The organism is Citrobacter sp. Cb031, from assembly GCF_030336725.1.
GTDB lineage: Bacteria > Pseudomonadota > Gammaproteobacteria > Enterobacterales > Enterobacteriaceae > Citrobacter > Citrobacter braakii.
On sequence record NZ_JAOWDA010000021.1, the window covers coordinates 388,493 to 408,640 of the forward strand.

At 51.4% G+C, this 20,148-nt stretch carries 22 protein-coding genes; 15 read left to right on the forward strand and 7 right to left on the reverse strand.

Translation table 11 applies throughout. From position 1 onward, the window contains the following. Nucleotides 1-14: 14 nt before the first annotated feature. Genes lptE through nadD form a run of 3 tightly spaced genes read left to right on the forward strand, consistent with a single transcriptional unit; the run spans nucleotide 15 to nucleotide 2,282 of the window. Complete coding sequence (gene lptE / locus OGV93_RS06325; protein ID WP_016152238.1) at nucleotides 15-608, forward strand: LPS assembly lipoprotein LptE; 594 nt, start codon at nucleotides 15-17, stop codon at nucleotides 606-608. Further along, entirely contained in the window at nucleotides 608-1,639 is a 1,032-nt protein-coding gene (holA, locus tag OGV93_RS06330) for a DNA polymerase III subunit delta (RefSeq protein WP_046274591.1), read from the forward strand. The genes lptE and holA overlap by 1 nt, the downstream gene beginning before the upstream one ends. A gap of 1 nt (nucleotide 1,640) precedes the next feature. Continuing rightward, nucleotides 1,641-2,282 carry a nicotinate-nucleotide adenylyltransferase gene (nadD, locus tag OGV93_RS06335; RefSeq protein ID WP_049259746.1) on the forward strand — a complete coding sequence of 214 codons (642 nt, stop codon included), beginning with the start codon at nucleotides 1,641-1,643 and terminating at the stop codon, nucleotides 2,280-2,282. Here the strand turns inward: nadD and cobD are convergent. Further along, complete coding sequence (cobD, locus tag OGV93_RS06340) at nucleotides 2,257-3,351, reverse strand: threonine-phosphate decarboxylase CobD (protein WP_287109449.1); 1,095 nt, start codon at nucleotides 3,349-3,351, stop codon at nucleotides 2,257-2,259. The genes nadD and cobD overlap by 26 nt on opposite strands. Nucleotides 3,352-3,447: 96 nt before the next feature. On the opposite strand from cobD, the gene OGV93_RS06345 reads away from it, so the two are divergent. The 10 genes from OGV93_RS06345 (at nucleotide 3,448) to lipA (ending at nucleotide 12,903) form a co-directional block, all read left to right on the forward strand. After that, on the forward strand, nucleotides 3,448-4,059 hold the full coding sequence (locus OGV93_RS06345) for an adenosylcobalamin/alpha-ribazole phosphatase (RefSeq protein ID WP_101699809.1): 612 nt from the start codon (nucleotides 3,448-3,450) through the stop codon (nucleotides 4,057-4,059). A gap of 254 nt (nucleotides 4,060-4,313) precedes the next feature. Next, nucleotides 4,314-4,631, forward strand: a complete 318-nt coding sequence (gene rsfS, locus OGV93_RS06350) for a ribosome silencing factor (RefSeq protein WP_003022728.1) — start codon at nucleotides 4,314-4,316, stop codon at nucleotides 4,629-4,631. A gap of 3 nt (nucleotides 4,632-4,634) precedes the next feature. After that, nucleotides 4,635-5,102, forward strand: a complete 468-nt coding sequence (gene rlmH / locus OGV93_RS06355) for a 23S rRNA (pseudouridine(1915)-N(3))-methyltransferase RlmH (protein ID WP_003022725.1) — start codon at nucleotides 4,635-4,637, stop codon at nucleotides 5,100-5,102. Between the two features lie 30 nt (nucleotides 5,103-5,132). Continuing rightward, nucleotides 5,133-7,034, forward strand: a complete 1,902-nt coding sequence (mrdA, locus tag OGV93_RS06360; protein WP_016152233.1) for a peptidoglycan DD-transpeptidase MrdA — start codon at nucleotides 5,133-5,135, stop codon at nucleotides 7,032-7,034. Nucleotides 7,035-7,036: 2 nt separating this feature from the next. Then, complete coding sequence (gene mrdB / locus OGV93_RS06365; RefSeq protein WP_006685529.1) at nucleotides 7,037-8,149, forward strand: peptidoglycan glycosyltransferase MrdB; 1,113 nt, start codon at nucleotides 7,037-7,039, stop codon at nucleotides 8,147-8,149. A 10-nt stretch (nucleotides 8,150-8,159) separates the two neighbouring features. Then, the gene (gene rlpA, locus OGV93_RS06370) at nucleotides 8,160-9,269 is read left to right on the forward strand and encodes an endolytic peptidoglycan transglycosylase RlpA (RefSeq protein WP_016152232.1); all 1,110 of its coding nucleotides are present in this window, start codon (nucleotides 8,160-8,162) and stop codon (nucleotides 9,267-9,269) included. 142 nt (nucleotides 9,270-9,411) lie between these two features. Next, on the forward strand, nucleotides 9,412-10,623 hold the full coding sequence (gene dacA, locus OGV93_RS06375) for a D-alanyl-D-alanine carboxypeptidase DacA (protein WP_003022711.1): 1,212 nt from the start codon (nucleotides 9,412-9,414) through the stop codon (nucleotides 10,621-10,623). Between the two features lie 106 nt (nucleotides 10,624-10,729). Next, the gene (gene ybeD, locus OGV93_RS06380; RefSeq protein ID WP_003022706.1) at nucleotides 10,730-10,993 is read left to right on the forward strand and encodes a DUF493 family protein YbeD; all 264 of its coding nucleotides are present in this window, start codon (nucleotides 10,730-10,732) and stop codon (nucleotides 10,991-10,993) included. A gap of 96 nt (nucleotides 10,994-11,089) precedes the next feature. After that, nucleotides 11,090-11,731, forward strand: coding sequence for a lipoyl(octanoyl) transferase LipB (gene lipB / locus OGV93_RS06385; RefSeq protein ID WP_016152231.1), 642 nt, complete (start codon nucleotides 11,090-11,092; stop codon nucleotides 11,729-11,731). Nucleotides 11,732-11,937: 206 nt separating this feature from the next. Next, nucleotides 11,938-12,903: a lipoyl synthase gene (gene lipA / locus OGV93_RS06390; protein WP_003022702.1), complete on the forward strand. Its 966-nt coding sequence runs from the start codon at nucleotides 11,938-11,940 to the stop codon at nucleotides 12,901-12,903. Nucleotides 12,904-12,980: 77 nt separating this feature from the next. Here the strand turns inward: lipA and tatE are convergent, their stop codons facing one another. Together tatE and OGV93_RS06400 are read right to left on the reverse strand one after the other, a co-directional pair. Further along, nucleotides 12,981-13,184: a twin-arginine translocase subunit TatE gene (gene tatE, locus OGV93_RS06395; protein ID WP_016152230.1), complete on the reverse strand. Its 204-nt coding sequence runs from the start codon at nucleotides 13,182-13,184 to the stop codon at nucleotides 12,981-12,983. A gap of 128 nt (nucleotides 13,185-13,312) precedes the next feature. Beyond that, complete coding sequence (locus OGV93_RS06400) at nucleotides 13,313-14,101, reverse strand: deaminated glutathione amidase (protein ID WP_287109450.1); 789 nt, start codon at nucleotides 14,099-14,101, stop codon at nucleotides 13,313-13,315. Between the two features lie 90 nt (nucleotides 14,102-14,191). Here OGV93_RS06400 and crcB point away from each other — a divergent pair, with 90 nt between their 5' ends. Further along, the gene (crcB, locus tag OGV93_RS06405) at nucleotides 14,192-14,575 is read left to right on the forward strand and encodes a fluoride efflux transporter CrcB (RefSeq protein WP_003831281.1); all 384 of its coding nucleotides are present in this window, start codon (nucleotides 14,192-14,194) and stop codon (nucleotides 14,573-14,575) included. 51 nt (nucleotides 14,576-14,626) lie between these two features. Here crcB and cspE read toward each other — a convergent pair whose 3' ends face one another. Both cspE and pagP read right to left on the reverse strand, forming a co-directional pair. Then, complete coding sequence (cspE, locus tag OGV93_RS06410) at nucleotides 14,627-14,836, reverse strand: transcription antiterminator/RNA stability regulator CspE (protein ID WP_000034825.1); 210 nt, start codon at nucleotides 14,834-14,836, stop codon at nucleotides 14,627-14,629. 189 nt (nucleotides 14,837-15,025) lie between these two features. Continuing rightward, nucleotides 15,026-15,589, reverse strand: coding sequence for a lipid IV(A) palmitoyltransferase PagP (pagP, locus tag OGV93_RS06415; RefSeq protein ID WP_016155963.1), 564 nt, complete (start codon nucleotides 15,587-15,589; stop codon nucleotides 15,026-15,028). 451 nt (nucleotides 15,590-16,040) lie between these two features. Between pagP and dcuC the strand changes: the two genes are divergently transcribed. Further along, a complete protein-coding gene (gene dcuC / locus OGV93_RS06420; RefSeq protein WP_016152227.1) occupies nucleotides 16,041-17,423 on the forward strand; it encodes an anaerobic C4-dicarboxylate transporter DcuC in 1,383 nt (460 codons plus the stop codon). A gap of 149 nt (nucleotides 17,424-17,572) precedes the next feature. Here dcuC and dpiA read toward each other — a convergent pair whose 3' ends face one another. Beyond that, nucleotides 17,573-18,253: a two-component response regulator DpiA gene (gene dpiA, locus OGV93_RS06425; RefSeq protein ID WP_016152226.1), complete on the reverse strand. Its 681-nt coding sequence runs from the start codon at nucleotides 18,251-18,253 to the stop codon at nucleotides 17,573-17,575. Next, on the reverse strand, nucleotides 18,222-19,883 hold the full coding sequence (gene dpiB, locus OGV93_RS06430) for a sensor histidine kinase DpiB (protein WP_046274583.1): 1,662 nt from the start codon (nucleotides 19,881-19,883) through the stop codon (nucleotides 18,222-18,224). Before dpiB ends, dpiA begins: the two co-directional genes overlap by 32 nt. Between the last annotated feature and the right edge of the window lie 265 nt (nucleotides 19,884-20,148).

Genomic DNA, 20,148 nt, shown 5'->3' on the forward strand with positions numbered 1-20,148 from the left:
GCGCGGGAGGAAGCGTGCGACTTCTGACAACATTGTTGTTATCGCTGGCGGTGCTTGTCACCGCCGGGTGTGGTTGGCATCTGCGTAGTACTACGCAGGTTCCCCCCTCAATGAAAACCATGATCCTGAACTCTGGCGATCCGAACGGCCCGTTAAGCCGCGCGGTGCGTAATCAGCTGCGTCTGAACGGCGTTACGCTGCTTGAAGACGGTACTATGCGTAAAGATGTGACGTCCTTACGTCTGGGTGCGGTCAGCCTTTCGCAAGATACGGCATCGGTATTCCAGAACGGTCAAACGGCTGAATACCAGATGGTGATGTCCGTGAGTGCTACTGTGCTGATTCCTGGTCATGATATTTACCCAATCAGCGCCAAAGTTTATCGTTCGTTCTTTGACAACCCACAGGCTGCACTGGCGAAAGATAACGAGCAGGACATGATCATCAAAGAGATGTATGACAAAGCGGCTGAACAGTTGATTCGTAAGCTGCCAAGCGTACATCTGGCCGATACTCAGTCATCCAATGCTGATGCTGAGCCTGCGGTGAATAAAACCGCAGCGCCTGCGTCATCTCCGGCGCGTGTCTCCACCACGCTGGGTAACTGATGCTCAAGTTGTACCCTGAACAACTCCGCGCACAGCTCAATGAAGGGCTGCGCGCGGCGTATTTACTCTTGGGCAACGATCCCCTCTTATTGCAGGAAAGCCAGGATGCCATCCGTCAGGCTGCCGCAACACAAGGATTCGAAGAACACCACGCCTTCACTCTGGACAACAGCACCGACTGGGGAGAGATATTTTCACTCTGCCAGGCGATGAGCCTGTTTGCCAGCCGTCAAACCCTGCTTCTGCAGTTGCCTGAAAATGGCCCTAATGCCGCCATTAATGAACAGCTCGCGTCACTCGTCACTCTGTTACATGACGATCTGCTGCTGATGGTTCGCGGCAACAAACTCACCAGGGCACAGGAAAACGCCGCATGGTATACGGGGCTTGCAAATAATGCGGTTCAGGTAAGCTGCCAGACGCCGGAACAAGCACAGCTTCCTCGCTGGGTTGCCGCCAGGGCGAAACTTAACAACCTGCAACTGGATGACGCGGCCAATCAGCTTTTGTGCTATTGCTATGAAGGTAATTTGTTAGCACTGGCGCAAGCGCTGGAACGATTAGCGTTGCTTTGGCCTGACGGCAAGTTAACGCTGCCTCGCGTGGAGAAAGCGGTTAACGATGCCGCGCACTTTACCCCATTCCACTGGGTAGACGCGCTGCTGATGGGCAAAAGCAAACGCGCGCTGCACATTCTGCAGCAGCTACGCCTGGAAGGTAGCGAGCCGGTTATTTTGCTGCGTACGATCCAGCGTGAGTTGCTGTTGCTGGTTAACTTGAAACGGCAGTCGGCCCATACGCCTTTGCGCACGTTGTTTGATAAACACCGGGTGTGGCAAAATCGCCGGGGCATGATGGGAGATGCGCTAAACCGGCTGAACCCGGCGCAACTGCGTCAGGCTGTTACGCTTTTAACGCGTACGGAAATTACGCTTAAACAAGACTATGGTCAGTCAGTGTGGGCGGAACTTGAGGGGCTTTCCCTTTTGCTCTGTCATAAATCGCTGGCCGATGTTTTTATTGATGGTTGATATGAAATCATTGCAGGCTCTGTTCGGTGGCACCTTTGATCCGGTGCATTACGGTCATCTTAAACCGGTTGAAATTCTGGCGAATCTGATTGGCCTTTCCCGGGTCATCATCATGCCCAATAACGTGCCGCCACATCGTGCGCAGCCCGAAGCGTCCGCTGAGCAACGTAAGCGTATGGTTGAACTGGCCATTGCTGATAAGCCGCTGTTTTCCCTAGATGAACGCGAGCTGAAACGCGATACCGCCTCCTACACCGCGCAAACGCTAAAAGAGTGGCGCGAGGAGCAAGGCCCGAACGTGCCATTAGCGTTTATCATTGGTCAGGATTCGCTGCTTACCTTCCCTTCCTGGCATGACTACCACACGATTCTGGGTAATACCCACCTCATCGTGTGCCGACGTCCGGGTTATCCACTCGAAATGGCGCAGGAAAAACACCAGCAATGGCTGGAGGATCATCTGACCCATTCAGCAGATGACCTGCACAACCTGCCTTGCGGGAAAATTTACCTGGCCGAAACGCCGTGGTTTAACATCTCCGCCACGCTCATCCGTGAGCGCCTGGAAAAGGGCGAGCCGTGCGACGACCTGATGCCAGACGCGGTGCTTGACTATATCAATCAACAGGGACTGTACCGCTAAGCGCCTTGCGTAAGGCCGTCAGCAGGTGGTTATTCTCTTCCTGGCTGCGAACGGCTACCCGATAATAGCGCGCATCCAGCCCCGGATAATTGGCGCAACTGCGAATCAAGACATGCTGTTTCAGCAACGCAAGTTGCAGATCAATATCCGCACGATCGCAGCGTAATAAACGATAATTTGCCCGGCCGGGATACGCCGTCAGGCCGGGCAGATCTTGCAGTTGTTGATCAAACCGCTCCCCCTCTTGTTCCAGCCATTTCCACGTCGCCCACTGATACGCGCTATCGCGTAAGATAATCTCGCCTGCCAGGGCAGCAAACGCATTAATTGACCACGGCATTTGTTGGCTGCGCATCTGTGCAACCGCCTGTTCGTTACTGTTGACCAGATACCCCAGACGCAGTCCCGGGATCGCATAAAACTTGGTGAGCGAACGCAGCACCCAAATATGCGGGTTCTCTTGCAGTAACGGGATAAACCCCGACTCCTTGGCAATAAAATCGATAAACGCTTCATCAAGGATCAGGGCGATCCCCAGCGACTCACAACGCGTGGCAATTTCACGCAGCAGGCGGGTTTCGGGCAACAACCCGGTGGGATTATTGGGCGTACAGAGAAACAGGCAGTCCAGCTCAAGCGTTAACGCATCGAGGATCGCATCGGTAAGCTGCCAGCCATCGTCTTCGCACAGCGCAAACTCATGGATCGTACACTCTCCCCATTGCAGCGCCCGACGATATTCCGCAAACCCGGGCGTCACAATCATCGCGTGGCGTGGCTTCAGGCCATGCACCAGGGTAAAAATGGATTCGGTTTCACCGTTCCCGGCCAGGATCCACGAGGACGGAATTTGATGATGCTCCGCCAGCGCGGCATGCAGTTGCGCGTAATCGACATCCGGGTAACGCTCCGTGCAGTCCAGATTGTCGATAATCGCCCGTTTTAAACTTACTGGCATACCCAGCGGGTTAATATTCGCGCTAAAATCCAGCAACTGCTCAGGCAAGATGCCCAACAATTCGGCGGCTTCTCGGGTGTTACCGCCATGTGCGCTCTTCAATAAAGACATCGTGCCGCTCCAAGTAAAAAAGGGTATTTTAGTGAAAAATCACTGCGCAATCAGGGCAAACATCATATTTTGTGCGAATAGCCTCACGAGGAAAACATGAGACTCTGGTTAGTACGTCATGGCGAAACCGAAGCCAATGTCGCTGGTTTATATAGCGGCCACGCCCCCACACCGCTAACGGAACGGGGGATCGCTCAGGCGCAAACGCTGGGTACGCTGTTACGCAATGTCCCTGTCGACAACGTTCTGTGCAGCGAACTGGAACGCGCCCGCCATACAACGCAGTTGATTCTGGCGGAACGTGAAGTTCCTGTGCGCAACATGCCTGAGCTTAATGAGATGTTTTTTGGTGACTGGGAAATGCGTCACCATCGCGATCTGGCGCGCGAAGACGCCGAAAATTACGCCGTGTGGTGTAACGACTGGCAGAATGCGACGCCCACCAATGGCGAAGGTTTTCAGGCGTTTTCCCGGCGAGTGGAACGTTTCATTGCCCAGCTTGCTGATTATAAAGCGAGCCAAAATCTGCTGGTGGTGAGTCATCAAGGCGTGCTGAGCGTGTTGATCGCCCGTCTGCTGTCCATGCCCGCTGCGGCAATGTGGCATTTCCGCGTCGAACAAGGCTGCTGGAGCGCAATTGATTTTTGTGACGATTTTGCGGTTCTGAAAGTGCTTAACAGCCGGGCCGTATGGCGCGACGGGGAGTGAAAGCGCTGTTTTTTATGCCGAAGGGCCTCTCTCCCATTGACACCCCATGACAGGCTGTTATTCTCCGCAGCCTGACTTTTCCCGCCCTTCAGAGCTTTGCAGAAATTGTTTTACAAAAATGGCGATGCATTCTGTGGCGTGGGGTGGGATGATAGCGCACTTCACAAGCGCATTCGGAGACATTTGTCCCGATATCGCCTCTGGTTCAGGTATACTAACAGACGTTTTTAACTCTTTTCACCCAGGGGGAACACTTGCAGGGTAAAGCACTCCAGGATTTTGTAATCGACAAAATTGATGACCTGAAAGGTCAAGACATCATCGCCTTAGACGTTCAGGGCAAATCCAGCATCACTGATTGCATGATTATCTGCACCGGTACATCCAGCCGTCACGTTATGTCTATTGCAGACCACGTGGTTCAGGAGTCCCGCACTGCTGGCCTGCTGCCGCTCGGCGTGGAAGGCGAGAATGTCGCTGACTGGATCGTCGTTGACCTCGGCGATGTGATTGTCCACGTAATGCAGGAAGAGAGTCGTCGCCTGTATGAACTGGAAAAACTCTGGAGTTAATGCGTGAAGCTGCAACTTGTCGCTGTGGGTACGAAAATGCCTGACTGGGTACAAACCGGATTTACCGAGTATCTCCGTCGGTTTCCGAAAGATATGCCCTTTGAGCTGATCGAAATCCCGGCAGGAAAGCGCGGCAAGAACGCGGACATTAAACGCATTCTCGACAAAGAGGGTGAGCAGATGCTGGCTGCCGCAGGCAAAAACCGCATCGTCACCCTTGATATCCCGGGTAAACCCTGGGACACGCCGCAGCTGGCGACCGAACTGGAGCGCTGGAAACTGGACGGTCGTGACGTCAGCCTGTTAATTGGCGGGCCGGAAGGTCTCTCTCCTGCCTGTAAAGCGGCAGCGGAACAAAGCTGGTCACTCTCTGCATTAACCCTTCCACACCCTCTTGTTCGGGTTCTGGTTGCGGAGAGTCTGTACAGGGCGTGGAGCATTACCACCAACCATCCTTATCACCGTGAGTGATCATTGATTCTTGAGTAGATTAAGCAGCGGATGAAACTACAGAATTCTTTTCGCGACTATTCGGCTGAGTCCGCGCTGTTTGTGCGCCGGGCGCTGGTCGCTTTTTTGGGGATTTTGCTGCTAACCGGCGTGCTGATCGCCAACCTTTATAATCTGCAAATCGTTCGCTTCACTGATTATCAGACCCGTTCGAACGAAAACCGCATCAAACTGGTGCCTATCGCGCCGAGTCGCGGCATCATTTATGACCGCAACGGAATTCCTCTCGCCCTTAACCGCACCATTTATCAGATAGAAATGATGCCGGAAAAGGTAGACAACATTCAGGATACCCTCGACGCGCTGCGTAACGTCGTAGACCTGACGGACGACGATATTGCTGCCTTTAAAAAAGAGCGCGCCCGTTCACACCGTTTCACCTCAATTCCGGTAAAAACCAACCTGACTGAAGTTCAGGTCGCACGCTTTGCCGTGAATCAATATCGCTTTCCTGGGGTCGAAGTTAAAGGCTATAAACGCCGCTATTACCCATACGGCTCTGCGCTGACCCACGTAATTGGCTACGTATCGAAGATCAACGATAAAGACGTAGACCGCTTGGACAAAGACGGCAAACTGGCTAACTACGCGGCAACGCATGACATCGGCAAGCTGGGTATTGAACGCTATTATGAGGACGTGCTTCACGGCCAGACCGGGTATGAAGAAGTTGAAGTAAACAACCGCGGTCGCGTCATTCGCCAGCTGAAAGAAGTGGCACCGCAGGCCGGGCACGATATCTATCTCACCCTTGATTTGAAACTCCAGCAGTATATTGAAACGCTGCTGGCGGGCAGTCGTGCCGCCGTGGTGGTTACCGACCCGCGTACCGGTGGCGTTCTGGCGCTGGTATCTATGCCGAGCTACGACCCGAATCTGTTCGTGGATGGTATCTCCAGTAAAGATTACTCCGGGTTGCTCAATGACCCGAACACCCCCTTGGTTAACCGCGCCACACAGGGTGTTTACCCCCCTGCTTCGACGGTTAAACCTTACGTTGCGGTTTCTGCGTTAAGCGCAGGCGTCATCACCCGCAATACCGGCCTGTTCGATCCGGGCTGGTGGCAGCTACCGGGCTCTGAAAAACGTTACCGCGACTGGAAAAAGTGGGGGCACGGCCATCTGAACATCACCCGCTCTCTGGAAGAGTCCGCGGATACGTTTTTCTATCAAATCGCCTATGATATGGGGATTGACCGGCTTTCCGAGTGGATGAGCAAATTTGGCTACGGCAAATATACGGGCATCGATCTTGCCGAAGAGCGCTCCGGCAATATGCCAACCCGCGAGTGGAAGCAAAAACGGTTTAAAAAGCCATGGTATCAGGGTGATACCATTCCCGTCGGCATCGGCCAGGGTTACTGGACAGCAACCCCAATCCAGATGAGTAAAGCGCTGATGATCCTTATCAACGACGGTTTGATAAAAGTCCCGCATCTGTTGATGAGCACGGCAGAAAACGGCAAGCAGGTGCCGTGGGTACAGCCGCACGAACCGCCCGTTGGCGATATTCATTCTGGTTACTGGGAAATCGCGAAAGACGGTATGTACGGTGTTGCGAACCGCCCTAACGGAACTGCGCATAAGTATTTTGCTGGCGCGCCTTACAAAATTGCGGCGAAATCCGGTACCGCGCAGGTCTTTGGCCTGAAAGCTAATGAAACCTATAACGCACATAAGATCGCCGAGCGTTTACGTGACCACAAGCTGATGACGGCCTTCGCCCCCTATGATAAACCCCAGGTCGCTGTCGCCATGATCCTTGAAAACGGTGGTGCGGGTCCGGCGGTGGGTACCATTATGCGCCAGATCCTTGACCATATTATGTTGGGCGACAACAACACCAATCTGCCTGCGGAAAACCCAGCGGTTGCAGCAGCGGAGGACCAATAATCGTGACGGATAATCCGAACAAAAAAACATTCTGGGACAAAATCCACATCGATCCCACAATGTTGCTTATTTTGCTGGCTCTGCTGGTTTACAGCTCACTGGTCATCTGGAGCGCCAGCGGCCAGGATATTGGGATGATGGAGCGCAAAGTCGGCCAGATCGCAATGGGCCTGGTCATCATGGTAGTGATGGCGCAAATTCCCCCCCGGGTGTATGAGGGCTGGGCGCCCTATCTCTATATCTTTTGCATCATTCTGTTGGTAGCGGTAGACGCCTTCGGCGCCATTTCCAAAGGTGCGCAGCGCTGGCTGGATTTGGGTATCGTGCGTTTTCAGCCTTCTGAAATTGCCAAAATCGCTGTGCCGCTGATGGTTGCGCGCTTTATTAACCGTGACGTTTGCCCACCATCGCTAAAAAATACCGCCATTGCGCTGGTGCTGATTTTTATGCCCACGCTGCTGGTCGCCGCCCAACCTGACCTCGGCACTTCAATTCTGGTCGCCCTTTCCGGTCTGTTTGTCTTGTTCCTTTCTGGTTTGAGCTGGCGCTTAATCGGCGTTGCGGTGGTTCTGGTCGCGGCGTTTATCCCGATACTGTGGTTCTTCCTGATGCATGATTACCAGCGTCAGCGCGTCATGATGCTGCTCGACCCGGAAACCGATCCGCTGGGCGCGGGTTATCACATAATTCAGTCTAAAATTGCTATTGGCTCCGGCGGGTTACGCGGCAAAGGCTGGCTGCATGGTACACAATCGCAGCTTGAGTTTTTACCCGAACGCCACACCGACTTTATCTTTGCAGTCTTAGCGGAAGAGCTGGGTCTGGTGGGGATCTTGATTCTGTTGACGCTCTACATTTTGCTGATTATGCGCGGATTATGGATCGCTGCCCGCGCGCAAACCACCTTTGGTCGCGTCATGGCGGGTGGCTTAATGTTGATATTATTCGTTTATGTCTTCGTAAATATTGGTATGGTGAGCGGTATTCTGCCCGTGGTTGGGGTTCCACTCCCACTGGTCAGTTACGGAGGCTCGGCACTTATCGTGCTGATGGCCGGGTTCGGGATTGTTATGTCGATCCACACCCATAGAAAAATGTTGTCGAAAAGCGTGTAAGGGGTACGCAATGCGTAAGCAGTGGCTTGGTATCTGCATCGCAGCAGGAATGCTCGCGGCGTGTTCGAGTGATGATGGTCAGCAACAGGTTGCTGTCGCGCCGCAGCCTGCGGTGTGTAATGGTCCGATTGTTGAAATCAGCGGGGCCGATCCGCGCTTTGAACCCCTGAACCCAACGGCGAATCAGGACTACCAGCGTGATGGTAAAAGCTACAAAATCGTGCAGGATCCCTCCCGCTTTAGCCAGGCCGGACTTGCCGCTATCTATGATGCGGAACCAGGAAGCAACTTAACCGCGTCTGGCGAAGCGTTCGATCCGATGCAGCTGACCGCTGCGCATCCGACGCTGCCAGTCCCCAGCTATGCCAGAATTACCAATCTGGCGAACGGCAGGATGATCGTCGTGCGCATTAACGATCGCGGGCCTTATGGCAACGATCGCGTGATTTCACTTTCGCGCGCCGCAGCCGATCGTCTGAACACCTCCAACAATACTAAAGTGCGTATCGACCCAATCATCGTCGCCCAGGATGGTTCATTGTCCGGACCGGGTATGGCTTGTACCACGGTCGCGAAACAAACTTATGCCTTGCCTGCGCGTCCTGATTTAAGCGGTGGCGGCAATATGGGAAGCATGCCTTCGCCATCGGATGCAGGTCAGCCGCAAGGCGATATTCGTCCGATCAGCAATTCCACGCTGAAAAGCGATGATCCAACCGGTGCGCCAGTAAACAGCAGTGGATTCCTCGGTGCACCAACCACGCTCGCATCAGGCGTGCTGGAAAGCAGCGAGCCGACTCCGGTGCCGCAATCGACAACCACCGCACCGGTCACGTCAACCGCGCCGGCAACAACACCAGCAGCCGTCACAGCCCCTGCGCCTGCGGCAACTGCCAACGGACGCTATGTGGTTCAGGTTGGCGCAGTCAGCGAGCAGTCGCGCGCGCAGCAGTATCAAAAGCGTTTAAGCCAGCAGTTTGGCGTTCCTGGCCGGGTGGTACAAAACGGCGCAGTCTGGCGTATCCAGATGGGGCCGTTTGCCAGCAAAGCTGAAGCCTCCACATTGCAGCAGCGTCTTCAATCCGAGGCGCAATTACAGTCCTTCATCACCGGCGTGTAATAACGTAAATCAGGTATCTGAACTGTCAGTTTCTGTAAATGACATTAACAAAGTCACGCGGAAAGTCAGATGCCTGCCAGTTATGCATTTGCTATAGTAGGGCACTTTTTTTAATTTCATCACGGACGTCGTAGTTCAGACCATGAAGACCACTTTTTCCGCTCGTTTCGTGCAGCGTATGGCGCTCACCGCGGCTCTCTGCGCAGCCTCTCTCTCTGCTGCCCATGCCGATGACCTGAATATTAAAACCATGATCCCGGGTGTTCCGCAGATCGATGCGGAGTCGTATATCCTGATTGATTACAATTCAGGTAAAGTTCTGGCAGAACAGAACGCAGACACTCGCCGCGACCCCGCCAGTCTGACCAAAATGATGACCAGCTACGTCATCGGCCAGGCGATGAAAGCCGGGAAATTCAAAGAAACCGATCTGGTCACCGTCGGCAATGACGCATGGGCTACGGGCAACCCGGTCTTCAAAGGTTCATCGCTGATGTTCCTCAAGCCAGGCATGCAGGTTCCTGTTTCTCAGCTGATCCGTGGTATTAACCTGCAATCCGGAAACGACGCGTGCGTGGCGATGGCAGACTTCGCAGCCGGTAGCCAGGATGCTTTCGTCGGCCTGATGAACAGCTATGTGAATGCGCTGGGCCTGAAAAACACCCACTTCCAGACCGTTCATGGTCTCGATGCTGACGGTCAGTACAGCTCGGCTCGCGACATGGCGATGATTGGTCAGGCTCTGATTCGCGACGTGCCTAACGAATACTCTATCTATAAAGAAAAAGAGTTCACCTTTAACGGCATTCGTCAGTTAAACCGCAACGGCCTGCTGTGGGATAACAGCCTGAATGTCGACGGTATCAAAACCGGTCACACCGATAAGGCTGGCTATAACCTCGTTGCATCCGCAACCGAAGGCCAGATGCGTCTGATCTCCGCCGTTATGGGTGGTCGCACCTATAAAGGCCGAGAAACCGAAAGTAAAAAACTGCTGACCTGGGGCTTCCGTTTCTTCGAAACCGTGAACCCGTTGAAAGTGGGTAAAGAATTTGCCTCAGAACCCGCCTGGTTTGGTAACACCGATCGTGCGTCGTTAGGCGTTGATAAAGACGTCTACCTGACCATTCCGCGCGGCCGCATGAAAGATCTGAAAGCCAGCTATGTGTTGAACACCACTGAACTGCACGCCCCGCTGCAGAAAAACCAGGTTGTCGGCACTATCAACTTCCAGTTGGATGGCAAAACCATTGAACAGCGCCCGCTGGTGGTGCTGCAAGAAATCCCTGAAGGCAACTTCTTTGGGAAAATCATTGATTACATTAAATTAATGTTCCATCACTGGTTTGGCTAAAAATCGAACACTTGAAAGTGTGATTTACGTCCCCATATACTAGGTATCCAGATAACTCCCACGCGCAGTGGGAGTTATTATTTTTTGATGTAACGCCGGAGCTGACATGAAAACCAAACTTAACGAACTGCTTGAATTCCCTACTCCATTTACTTACAAAGTAATGGGGCAGGCGTTGCCTGAGCTGGTTGATCAGGTGGTTGAAGTGGTACAGCGCCATGCGCCAGGTGATTACTCTCCGACGGTAAAACCGAGCAGCAAAGGCAACTACCACTCGGTCTCAATCACCATCACTGCTACACACATTGAGCAGGTTGAAACGCTGTACGAAGAATTAGGCAATATCGATATCGTACGCATGGTGCTGTAAAAACCTGTCGGTTACCCGCTGCATCCCCGCTCGGGTAACCCCTCCCCCCTGTGATATACTTTTCCCCTCTTTAACATTCTCTACGGAGATGCCGTTTTGTATCAGGATAAAATTCTGGTCCGCCAGCTCGGTCTTCAACCTTACGAGCCAGTCTCTCTGGCCATGCATGAATTTACCGATACCCGTGATGAAAACAGTCATGATGAAATCTGGCTGGTAGAGCATTATCCTGTCTTCACCCAGGGTCAGGCAGGTAAAGCTGAGCACGTATTGATGCCGGGAGATATTCCGGTGATCCAGAGCGATCGTGGCGGTCAGGTGACCTACCACGGGCCAGGCCAACAGGTTATGTATGTGCTGTTGAACCTGAAGCGTCGTAAACTTGGCGTGCGCGAACTGGTTACGCTGCTGGAGCAAACCGTCGTGAATACCCTTGCGGAAATCGGCATTGACGCCCACCCGCGAGCCGATGCGCCTGGCGTATATGTGGGTGAGAAGAAAATCTGTTCTTTGGGATTACGTATCCGTAAAGGATGTTCATTTCACGGCTTAGCGCTCAACGTGGATATGGACTTGTCGCCTTTCCTGCGTATCAATCCTTGCGGTTATGCCGGAATGGAGATGGCGAAAGTATCGCAGTGGGATAGCACAGCCACTACCGAGAGCATTCGCCCCCGCCTGCTGGCCAACATCTTCGCGCTATTGGGTAACCCACCGCACGAGTACATCGCGGACTGAAAATACGGTCATACTTTGCCACGGCATATGTTGTGGCAAATGGCACAAAACAACAACTATTTTACATTTTGCCAGCCTGTCAGGCTGCTTTCTGGCCCGTTTCAATGATATACTGCGTATCACTAATTCAAAAATAGTTGATAAATGCAACATTCCCTTGAATTGAAACGCTTTCCTTCGTAATTCGCAACTGGAACACGCAAGCTATGAGTAAACCCATTGTGATGGAACGCGGTGTTAAATACCGCGATGCCGATAAGATGGCTCTTATCCCGGTAAAAAATGTGGCAACAGAGCGTGAAGCCCTGCTGCGTAAACCGGAATGGATGAAAATAAAACTGCCAGCGGACTCCACTCGCATCCAGGGCATCAAAGCGGCAATGCGCAAAAATGGCCTGCACTCTGTCTGCGAAGAAGCTTCCTGCCCTAACCTGGCTGAATGTTTCAATCACGGAACAGCAACCTTTATGATCCTCGGCGCAATCTGTACTCGCCGTTGCCCATTCTGTGACGTTGCCCATGGCCGTCCGGTTGCTCCTGACGCCAACGAGCCGTTAAAACTGGCTCAGACGATTGCGGACATGGCGCTGCGCTATGTCGTGATTACCTCCGTTGACCGCGACGATCTGCGTGACGGCGGCGCTCAGCACTTTGCTGACTGCATCACCGCAATTCGTGAGAAAAGCCCGTCGATTAAAATTGAAACGCTGGTGCCTGACTTCCGTGGTCGTATGGATCGCGCGCTGGATATCCTCACAGCCACGCCGCCGGACGTGTTTAACCACAACCTCGAAAACGTACCGCGTATTTATCGTAATGTACGCCCTGGGGCTGACTACAACTGGTCGCTGAAGCTTCTGGAACGCTTCAAGGAAGCGCACCCGGAGATTCCGACCAAATCGGGTCTGATGGTGGGTCTGGGTGAAACTAATGCTGAAATCATTGAGGTCATGCGCGACCTGCGTAGCCATGGCGTGACCATGCTGACGCTGGGGCAGTATTTACAGCCAAGCCGCCATCACCTCCCGGTTCAACGCTATGTAAGCCCGGATGAGTTCGATGAGATGAAAGCAGAAGCCATGGCTATGGGCTTTACCCACGCTGCTTGCGGTCCATTCGTGCGCTCTTCATACCATGCTGACATGCAGGCCAAAGGGCTGGAAGTGAAGTAATCGTGTAATACTCACTTACATATCAGCAATAAAAAACCGGCAAATCGCCGGTTTTTTTTCATGCAGAGTTTGCAGTATTACTCTTTATGAGAAAGCTTCTCAGCCTGAACGCTACCATCAGCCTCTTTCTTGGCATCGGCATTATCGTCGTTCATTGCTTTCTTGAAGCCCTTGATTGCCGTCCCCAGGTCTCCACCCAGAGTACGTAACTTCTTGGTACCAAACAGCAGAACAACCAGTGCGGCAACCACCAGCAGTTTGGTAATACTAATCTCACCCATAGATACCTTCTTGACTTAAACCAGGCTACATAAAGCGCCATATTAACCTGAGAATATTAACGGCCTTTCGACGCGCGCACACAATAGCAATCTGTAACAAGGTGAATCAAGCCTTGTTTAAAAAAACGTCATAATAATTGCGGTGGCGCAAAGCGTCGGTTACTTAACACCGGAAGTTGTGCCCTGACCTGCCTTACCCGCTCGGCGGAAACCTCGGCCATAATGAGCGCGGGCGTTTCAGCCGCCGCCGCAATAGTCACGCCAAAGGGATCGATGACCCGGCTTTGGCCGATATTCTTGTTACCGCACTCTCCAGCCGCAACCAGATAACACGTGGCATCCAGCGCTCTTGCCGACAAAAGCGTGGCCCAGTGATGCTCTTTTAACGATCCCCGCACCCAAGCCGCAGGTAAAACGAGAATCTCAGCCCCCTGCAACGCGTGCGCCAGCGCCAACTCAGGGAAGCGCAGGTCATAGCAGGTCATTAGCCCTACTTTTAATCCGCCTACGTCCAGCAGCGGCGCTATGGCGTCCCCTGCATCGACATTACGTGACTCCTGAATCGAAAAGGCGTCATAGAGATGTAATTTAGCGTAATGGGCCACTACCCGACCAGCCCGTAGCGCCACCAGCATGTTAAATGCCCGACCTGGCACAGAGGGAACATGAATCGTCAGGATTGTCGTCATCTCATTTTGTGCGCTTTCTCGCAACAAATGCGTCAGAAACCCGCCTTCCAAAAGCTGAGCTGATTTCACTGACAGGTCAGGGTCTAAATCGTCACGCGCCAACAATGCCTCCGGTAATACCAGTAGCGACGCCCCCTCTCCTGCAGCCTGAGACATCAGTAAGGCGCAGGTTTCTGCATTTTTTTCCCATGAAGGTCCCACGGCAAATTGCCCTGCTGCAACGAACATATTCCCTCCAGAAAACTTTGTTAAGCTCGCCAATAACAATTATTCAGCGTTACACTCACCCTCTATACAATCAAATAGCAGGATTACGCAGTGTTACAACTCCTTTTAGCGGTTTTTATCGGTGGTGGCACAGGTAGCGTAGCAAGATGGATGTTGAGTATGCGGTTTAACCCGCTGCATCAGGCCATTCCATTCGGTACGTTGGCTGCAAACTTACTTGGCGCATTTATCATTGGTATGGGTCTGGCATGGTTTAATCGCATGACAAATATTGACCCAATGTGGAAGGTGCTGATTACTACTGGCTTTTGCGGGGGACTGACAACGTTTTCCACTTTCTCTGCTGAGGTAGTGTTTTTACTGCAGGAAGGACGCTTTGGTTGGGCTATGGTGAATGTACTGGTTAATCTGTTGGGATCATTCGCGATGACCGCCCTGGCATTCTGGTTGGTATCTGCTTCTCCCGCACATTGAAGCGAAAAAAACCCGCAATTAAGCGGGTTTTGAATGCTTGCTGTCGTATGCTTACAGAGCGATTACGTTTGCAGCAGAAGGGCCTTTGGCACCGTTAGTGATTTCGAACTCTACACGCTGACCTTCAGCCAGAGTTTTAAAACCATTGGTCTGGATTGCAGAGAAGTGTACGAACACATCTTTGCTGCCATCTTCCGGAGTAATGAAACCGAATCCTTTGGACTCATTAAACCACTTAACGTTACCTTTAATCTTAGACATCAAAATTACCTTTACATGAAAAATAGACACAAATGCTGTGTCGGGTATCAGTACAACAATTGTGGTGCACTTTGTCCAGTCGAACTTTATCAAAAAGTGATAAATGTCGCGTTATTTTTCAGTTAAACTTCCTATCATTATGTTTTTAAAAGACTTTCCAATAAACCACCTGACAATACAGGTAGTCCATCAAAACTGGAACCGCATCCACGCAAAGTAGACGTTGCCGTTGTTATACGTTCCAGGAATGTAGGTCATCTGAAACGTTGCCGGACCATAACCAATTGATGCCAGCGGTAACAGCACCGGTACCGGAATGTAGTTCCAGTTATCACGCGCGGTGAAACCGGCGGTAAAGCCGAGACCTGTATGGAAGTTTTCATCAGCCAGCGGTCGCCAGGTTTTTTCCCAGCCATAGCCGCCAATGGGTTCCCATTTATTGTAGGAATCCTTAAACGCCATGATATAAAGTCCGTGCCAGTTACCTTTATCATCCCAACGGGATTGACCAAATCCTGCACCCCACGGCCGTTCATTGTAGCGATCCGTTTTTTCTTTATCGTAGGCAAAACGCGCATGCCAGGTAATAGCAGGTACATACAGATCATAATGTTCCGGCTGCTGCCAGGTTTCACTGACATTATCTTTAAAAGTAGCAAACCAGCCTTTATCTTCAGCAGCAGCCTGGGAAGTGAAAGCTAACTGAATAAAAATAAATGAAAAAATGAGAAAATATCGTTTAGCGAAAATCACAACTTAATTACCATCCTGGGATTTATTATTAATTTTAGCAAACCCAACCTTAATGTCAGCTTAACAAAAATGCGCAAATAAAAAATCAGAATATTCCTCAGCCTATAACCTACCCCTTTATTTACTGAGCCATTTCATCGGAACTATTTTCTCTTTATTGCCAATAAATTGTGCTTTCCTGCGGCGAGAGTTAAATAACATCACAATAAATTAACAATAAAGCATCAATGTCACCACAAAACACACACACCAACGCTGCGCTTCACAGTTTTTTATTGTGATACTCTTTTTTTAATCGCGATGCTGAAAAAACGGCTTAGCCATCGCTTGAATCCGTATTTTTATTGATTTCAATCAGCAAGAGTTATCGGTTTATTAGGCACATTCTGTCACCACTTTTTACTTTTTTTAGTTTTTTAACTTTCTGGGCAGCAATGCGACAGGGGAAACAATGTTGACATTTATTGAACTCCTTATTGGGGTTGTGGTTATTGTGGGTGTAGCGCGCTACATCATTAAAGGTTATTCCGCGACAGGCGTACTGTTTGTCGGCGGTCTGGTTTTGCTGATTATCAGTGCGTTGATGGGCCATAAAGTTTTGCCGTCTAGCGCAGCAACAACGGGCTATACGGCAACAGACATTGTTGAATATATTAAAATTTTGCTGATGAGCCGTGGCGGCGATCTCGGCATGATGATTATGATGCTGTGTGGTTTTGCCGCCTACATGACGCATATTGGCGCGAATGATATGGTGGTTAAGCTGGCCTCTAAGCCGCTGCAGTATATCAATTCACCTTATCTGCTTATGATTGCCGCCTATTTTGTCGCCTGCCTGATGTCCCTGGCGGTCTCTTCAGCAACCGGTCTGGGCGTATTGCTGATGGCGACATTGTTCCCGGTCATGGTTAACGTTGGGATTAGCCGTGGCGCCGCAGCGGCCATTTGCGCCTCCCCAGCCGCTATTATTCTTTCGCCAACATCCGGTGATGTAGTGCTGGCTGCAAAAGCCGCGGAAATGCCGCTGATCGATTTCGCGTTTAAAACCACGCTGCCAATTTCCATTGCCGCCATCATTGCTATGGCGATTGCCCACTTTTTCTGGCAGCGTTATCTGGATAAAAAAGAGAACATTTCTCATGAAATGTTAGATGTGGCTGAAATTACCACTACCGCCCCGTCGTTTTACGCCATCTTGCCATTTACCCCGATCGTTGGCGTCCTGATTTTCGATGGAAAATGGGGCCCACAGCTGCATATCATTACGATTCTGGTGCTGTGCATGCTCATCGCTGCTGTACTGGAGTTCGTACGAGGATTCAACACCCAGAAGGTTTTCTCGGGTCTGGAAGTCGCCTACCGTGGTATGGCGGATGCCTTTGCTAACGTGGTGATGCTGTTAGTCGCGGCGGGCGTTTTTGCCCAGGGTCTGAGCACAATCGGCTTTATTCAGAGTCTGATTTCTATCGCCACCTCGTTTGGCTCCGCGAGCATTATTCTGATGCTGGTACTGGTGATCCTGACTATGCTGGCGGCAATGACCACGGGGTCCGGTAACGCACCGTTCTATGCCTTCGTTGAGATGATCCCGAAACTGGCGCACTCTTCTGGCATTAACCCGGCTTACCTTGCTATCCCGATGCTGCAGGCATCAAACCTTGGACGCACAATCTCTCCGGTCTCCGGTGTGGTTGTCGCTGTAGCAGGGATGGCAAAGATCTCTCCGTTCGAAGTAGTGAAACGTACCTCGGTTCCGGTACTGGTTGGACTGCTGGTTGTGATTATCGCAACTGAGGTGATGGTGCCGGCGACGTCCGCCCTGATTGGCGGTTAACGATAACTGTCAGTATCTGACCTTGATACGCAAAATCATTTAAGCAGCATCAAGGCGGCAAGTGAAGACATCCCCAGTACCATAGATAATTATGTGACTGGGATTTCTTCACGCCGCCCACAAAGAGGCAGTTTCAAGGATGACGTGAATTAGCCGCCGTGATAAATACGCTGCGGCCTCCCCACCTTACCGTGAATAATCTCCGCAATAATCAAATGACGGCTGGCACAGTACTCCAGGTAGCGCCTGGAGGTGGTACGGCTGATAGTGAGCGCCTGGGCGATCGTTTCCGCAGTATGATGTACCGTCGGATCGGCAAATAATTTCAACACCGCATTCAGCGTTAACGCATCAATTCCGGTCGGCAAATCGCCTTTCGGTTCGCCGCGCGCATAAGCATTAAACATTTCATCAATCTGCTTTTGACTGGCGCTGTCATTACCGGCCAACATGCGTCTGCGCTGTTGATAACGCGTCAGCGTCTGTCCCAGGCGCTCGTAGGCAATGGGTTTGACCAGATAATCAAACGCGCCGCTGCGCACGGCCTCGGAGACCGTTTCCATGTCGCTGGCCGCCGTGGTAAACACCACGCCCCCCGGATAACGCGTCTGGGTTAGCTCATGCAACAACGTAATTCCCTTGCCGTCCGGCAAGTAGTTATCGAGCAGAATCAAACCGGGCTTAAAACGCTCAATCATCATCCTCGCTTGCGCAAGATTACCCGCCAGCCAAATCTGGCTGAAGCCGGGTATATGGCGGATATATTCAGCATGCATTTCCGCCAGTAGCGTTTCATCCTCAACGATCAATAGCGTTAATGGTTCCGTCATTATTTTTTTTCACTTTCGGAAGAAATAAAGAAAATAAGGTGCCGCAGGGGGAGTTATCTTCGAGTGTAATCACCCCGTTACAGCGCCTCACATAACTTGCAATCAGATACAAACCGATGCCATGTTCACCTGGTTCATCGGTACGGGTGCTCACACCCTGTTCAAATATTTTTTCACGCAATGCTTCCGGTACACCGCATCCCTGATCGGCAACTTCGATGATCACGTCATCCCCTTCATCGCTCAAATAGAGTTCGACGATCTTGTTGCCTTGCTGGGTGCGCAAGCTCGCTTCAAATGCATTATCAAGCAGATTGCCAACAATTGCTGCAAACTCTGTGCTATCCAGCCCCTCGGGGAGTTGATGCAGTTGACTGCCAGGAACGATAGTCATAGTGAGGCCCAGTTCACGCGCACGCTGCACCTTGCCAAACAACAGACCGGCTACCTGACGATCGGCAAACGCGCCGCGCAGGCTGTCAATCAGTTGCTGTTGCGCCTGCGACTCCCCCTGCACCATTGCCAGCACCCGGTCATACTCTTTCATTTGCAGCAGGCCATTAATGGTCGACATCCAGTTAAGGTGTTCATGACGCAGCGTTCTCAGGCTCTCTACATACTGTTTGATCTGCGTTAATTGCGCATTAAGAGTAGCAATTTCATCTTTACTACGAAAACTGATGATTGCCCCAAGCAGTTCATCGCCGGAGCGAATCGCCTCACGGTTAGCGATAACGCTCAGGCCATTAAAGTTCACCATCGCGTCCTGTCGTTTTTCCGCAATCTGCTGGGTGAAAAAGTCAGTCGGCTGAACCACTTCACTAACCGGTTTTCCAAGCCACTTTCGCCCTGGCGAAGACAGCCCCAGCATTTTCCTCGCGCTGCGGTTTATTGCGGTGATATACCCATCAGGGTCCACGGCGATCAAACCTTCATATACCGAGCTGAATAGCGCTTCCTGCTGACGCACTACCCGCGCGATTTGCTTAGGCTCCATCCCCAACATCTGCCGACGAATATGGGCGGCAAATAACCAGGAGAGCAGCATAAGTACCAGCAACAGTAGGATAAACACCCCTGCCATTGGGAGTAAAAAGTCCGATCGCCAGCTATCGATCTTACTGATCAGATAGCCAATTGAGACCACGCCAATGATTTTGCCATCGTCATCAAAGATGGGCGTTTTGGCGCGCATCGCCATCCCAATCGACCCTTTGCCGGTAATAAAGTAACTTTCCCCTCTTTCCAGCGCGCCGGGTTTGGTGAACTGCATCGGGTAGCCAATTTTTTCCGGATTTGGGTGGTAAAGGCGGACAGAGTTGGTATCCCCGATCACCACATAGTCGAAGTCAGTCCCGCTCTGCAGTTTGTCGGCAATGGTCGCCAGACGCTTGTAATCACGATGCTTCACCGCCGCGATGATACTGTCGTTAGAGGCGATGATTTTGGCCTGGTTCATCGCCATATCGCGGACATGCGTTGCCAGATAATCTTCAAAACTGGCGGTAAAGTATTGTGCTAACGCGGCGATAATAAAAACAGAAACGACCAAAATAAGCAGAAAGATACGCAATGGAAACGCCAGACTGCGAAAAAAAGGAAACCGTGTTTTATTTTTCTGCTCTGCCATATTTCTTCCTCAGCGACGTTACCCGAAACTTATTTCTCATTGTAGTTGTAATAAAAATGTTTTATTTGCAAGTCGCGGTATAAAACAGGATCGTTGCAGATTCCCCACCTTAAATCAATTAAACAAATTAAAACCACACGCTATTTCGGAGTTAAATTAATTAAAAAACTTAAAACCATAAAACACATTAAAACCTTCTAACTTATTGTGAAATAAATCAAAAATTACCTCCAAAATACTCCTTACGATGTATGCAGCAGGGAAA

Excerpts from the sequence above, each read along its gene's own strand:
- holA (WP_046274591.1), top strand. The coding sequence starts at position 608 with ATGCTCAAGTTGTACCCTGAACAACTCCGCGCACAGCTCAATGAAGGG.
- nadD (WP_049259746.1), top strand. The coding sequence starts at position 1,641 with ATGAAATCATTGCAGGCTCTGTTCGGTGGCACCTTTGATCCGGTGCAT.
- cobD (WP_287109449.1), bottom strand. The coding sequence starts at position 3,351 with ATGTCTTTATTGAAGAGCGCACATGGCGGTAACACCCGAGAAGCCGCC.
- OGV93_RS06345 (WP_101699809.1), top strand. The coding sequence starts at position 3,448 with ATGAGACTCTGGTTAGTACGTCATGGCGAAACCGAAGCCAATGTCGCT.
- mrdA (WP_016152233.1), top strand. The coding sequence starts at position 5,133 with ATGAAACTACAGAATTCTTTTCGCGACTATTCGGCTGAGTCCGCGCTG.
- rlpA (WP_016152232.1), top strand. The coding sequence starts at position 8,160 with ATGCGTAAGCAGTGGCTTGGTATCTGCATCGCAGCAGGAATGCTCGCG.
- dacA (WP_003022711.1), top strand. The coding sequence starts at position 9,412 with ATGAAGACCACTTTTTCCGCTCGTTTCGTGCAGCGTATGGCGCTCACC.
- ybeD (WP_003022706.1), top strand. The coding sequence starts at position 10,730 with ATGAAAACCAAACTTAACGAACTGCTTGAATTCCCTACTCCATTTACT.
- lipA (WP_003022702.1), top strand. The coding sequence starts at position 11,938 with ATGAGTAAACCCATTGTGATGGAACGCGGTGTTAAATACCGCGATGCC.
- tatE (WP_016152230.1), bottom strand. The coding sequence starts at position 13,184 with ATGGGTGAGATTAGTATTACCAAACTGCTGGTGGTTGCCGCACTGGTT.
- OGV93_RS06400 (WP_287109450.1), bottom strand. The coding sequence starts at position 14,101 with ATGTTCGTTGCAGCAGGGCAATTTGCCGTGGGACCTTCATGGGAAAAA.
- cspE (WP_000034825.1), bottom strand. The coding sequence starts at position 14,836 with ATGTCTAAGATTAAAGGTAACGTTAAGTGGTTTAATGAGTCCAAAGGA.
- dcuC (WP_016152227.1), top strand. The coding sequence starts at position 16,041 with ATGTTGACATTTATTGAACTCCTTATTGGGGTTGTGGTTATTGTGGGT.
- dpiA (WP_016152226.1), bottom strand. The coding sequence starts at position 18,253 with ATGACGGAACCATTAACGCTATTGATCGTTGAGGATGAAACGCTACTG.
- dpiB (WP_046274583.1), bottom strand. The coding sequence starts at position 19,883 with ATGGCAGAGCAGAAAAATAAAACACGGTTTCCTTTTTTTCGCAGTCTG.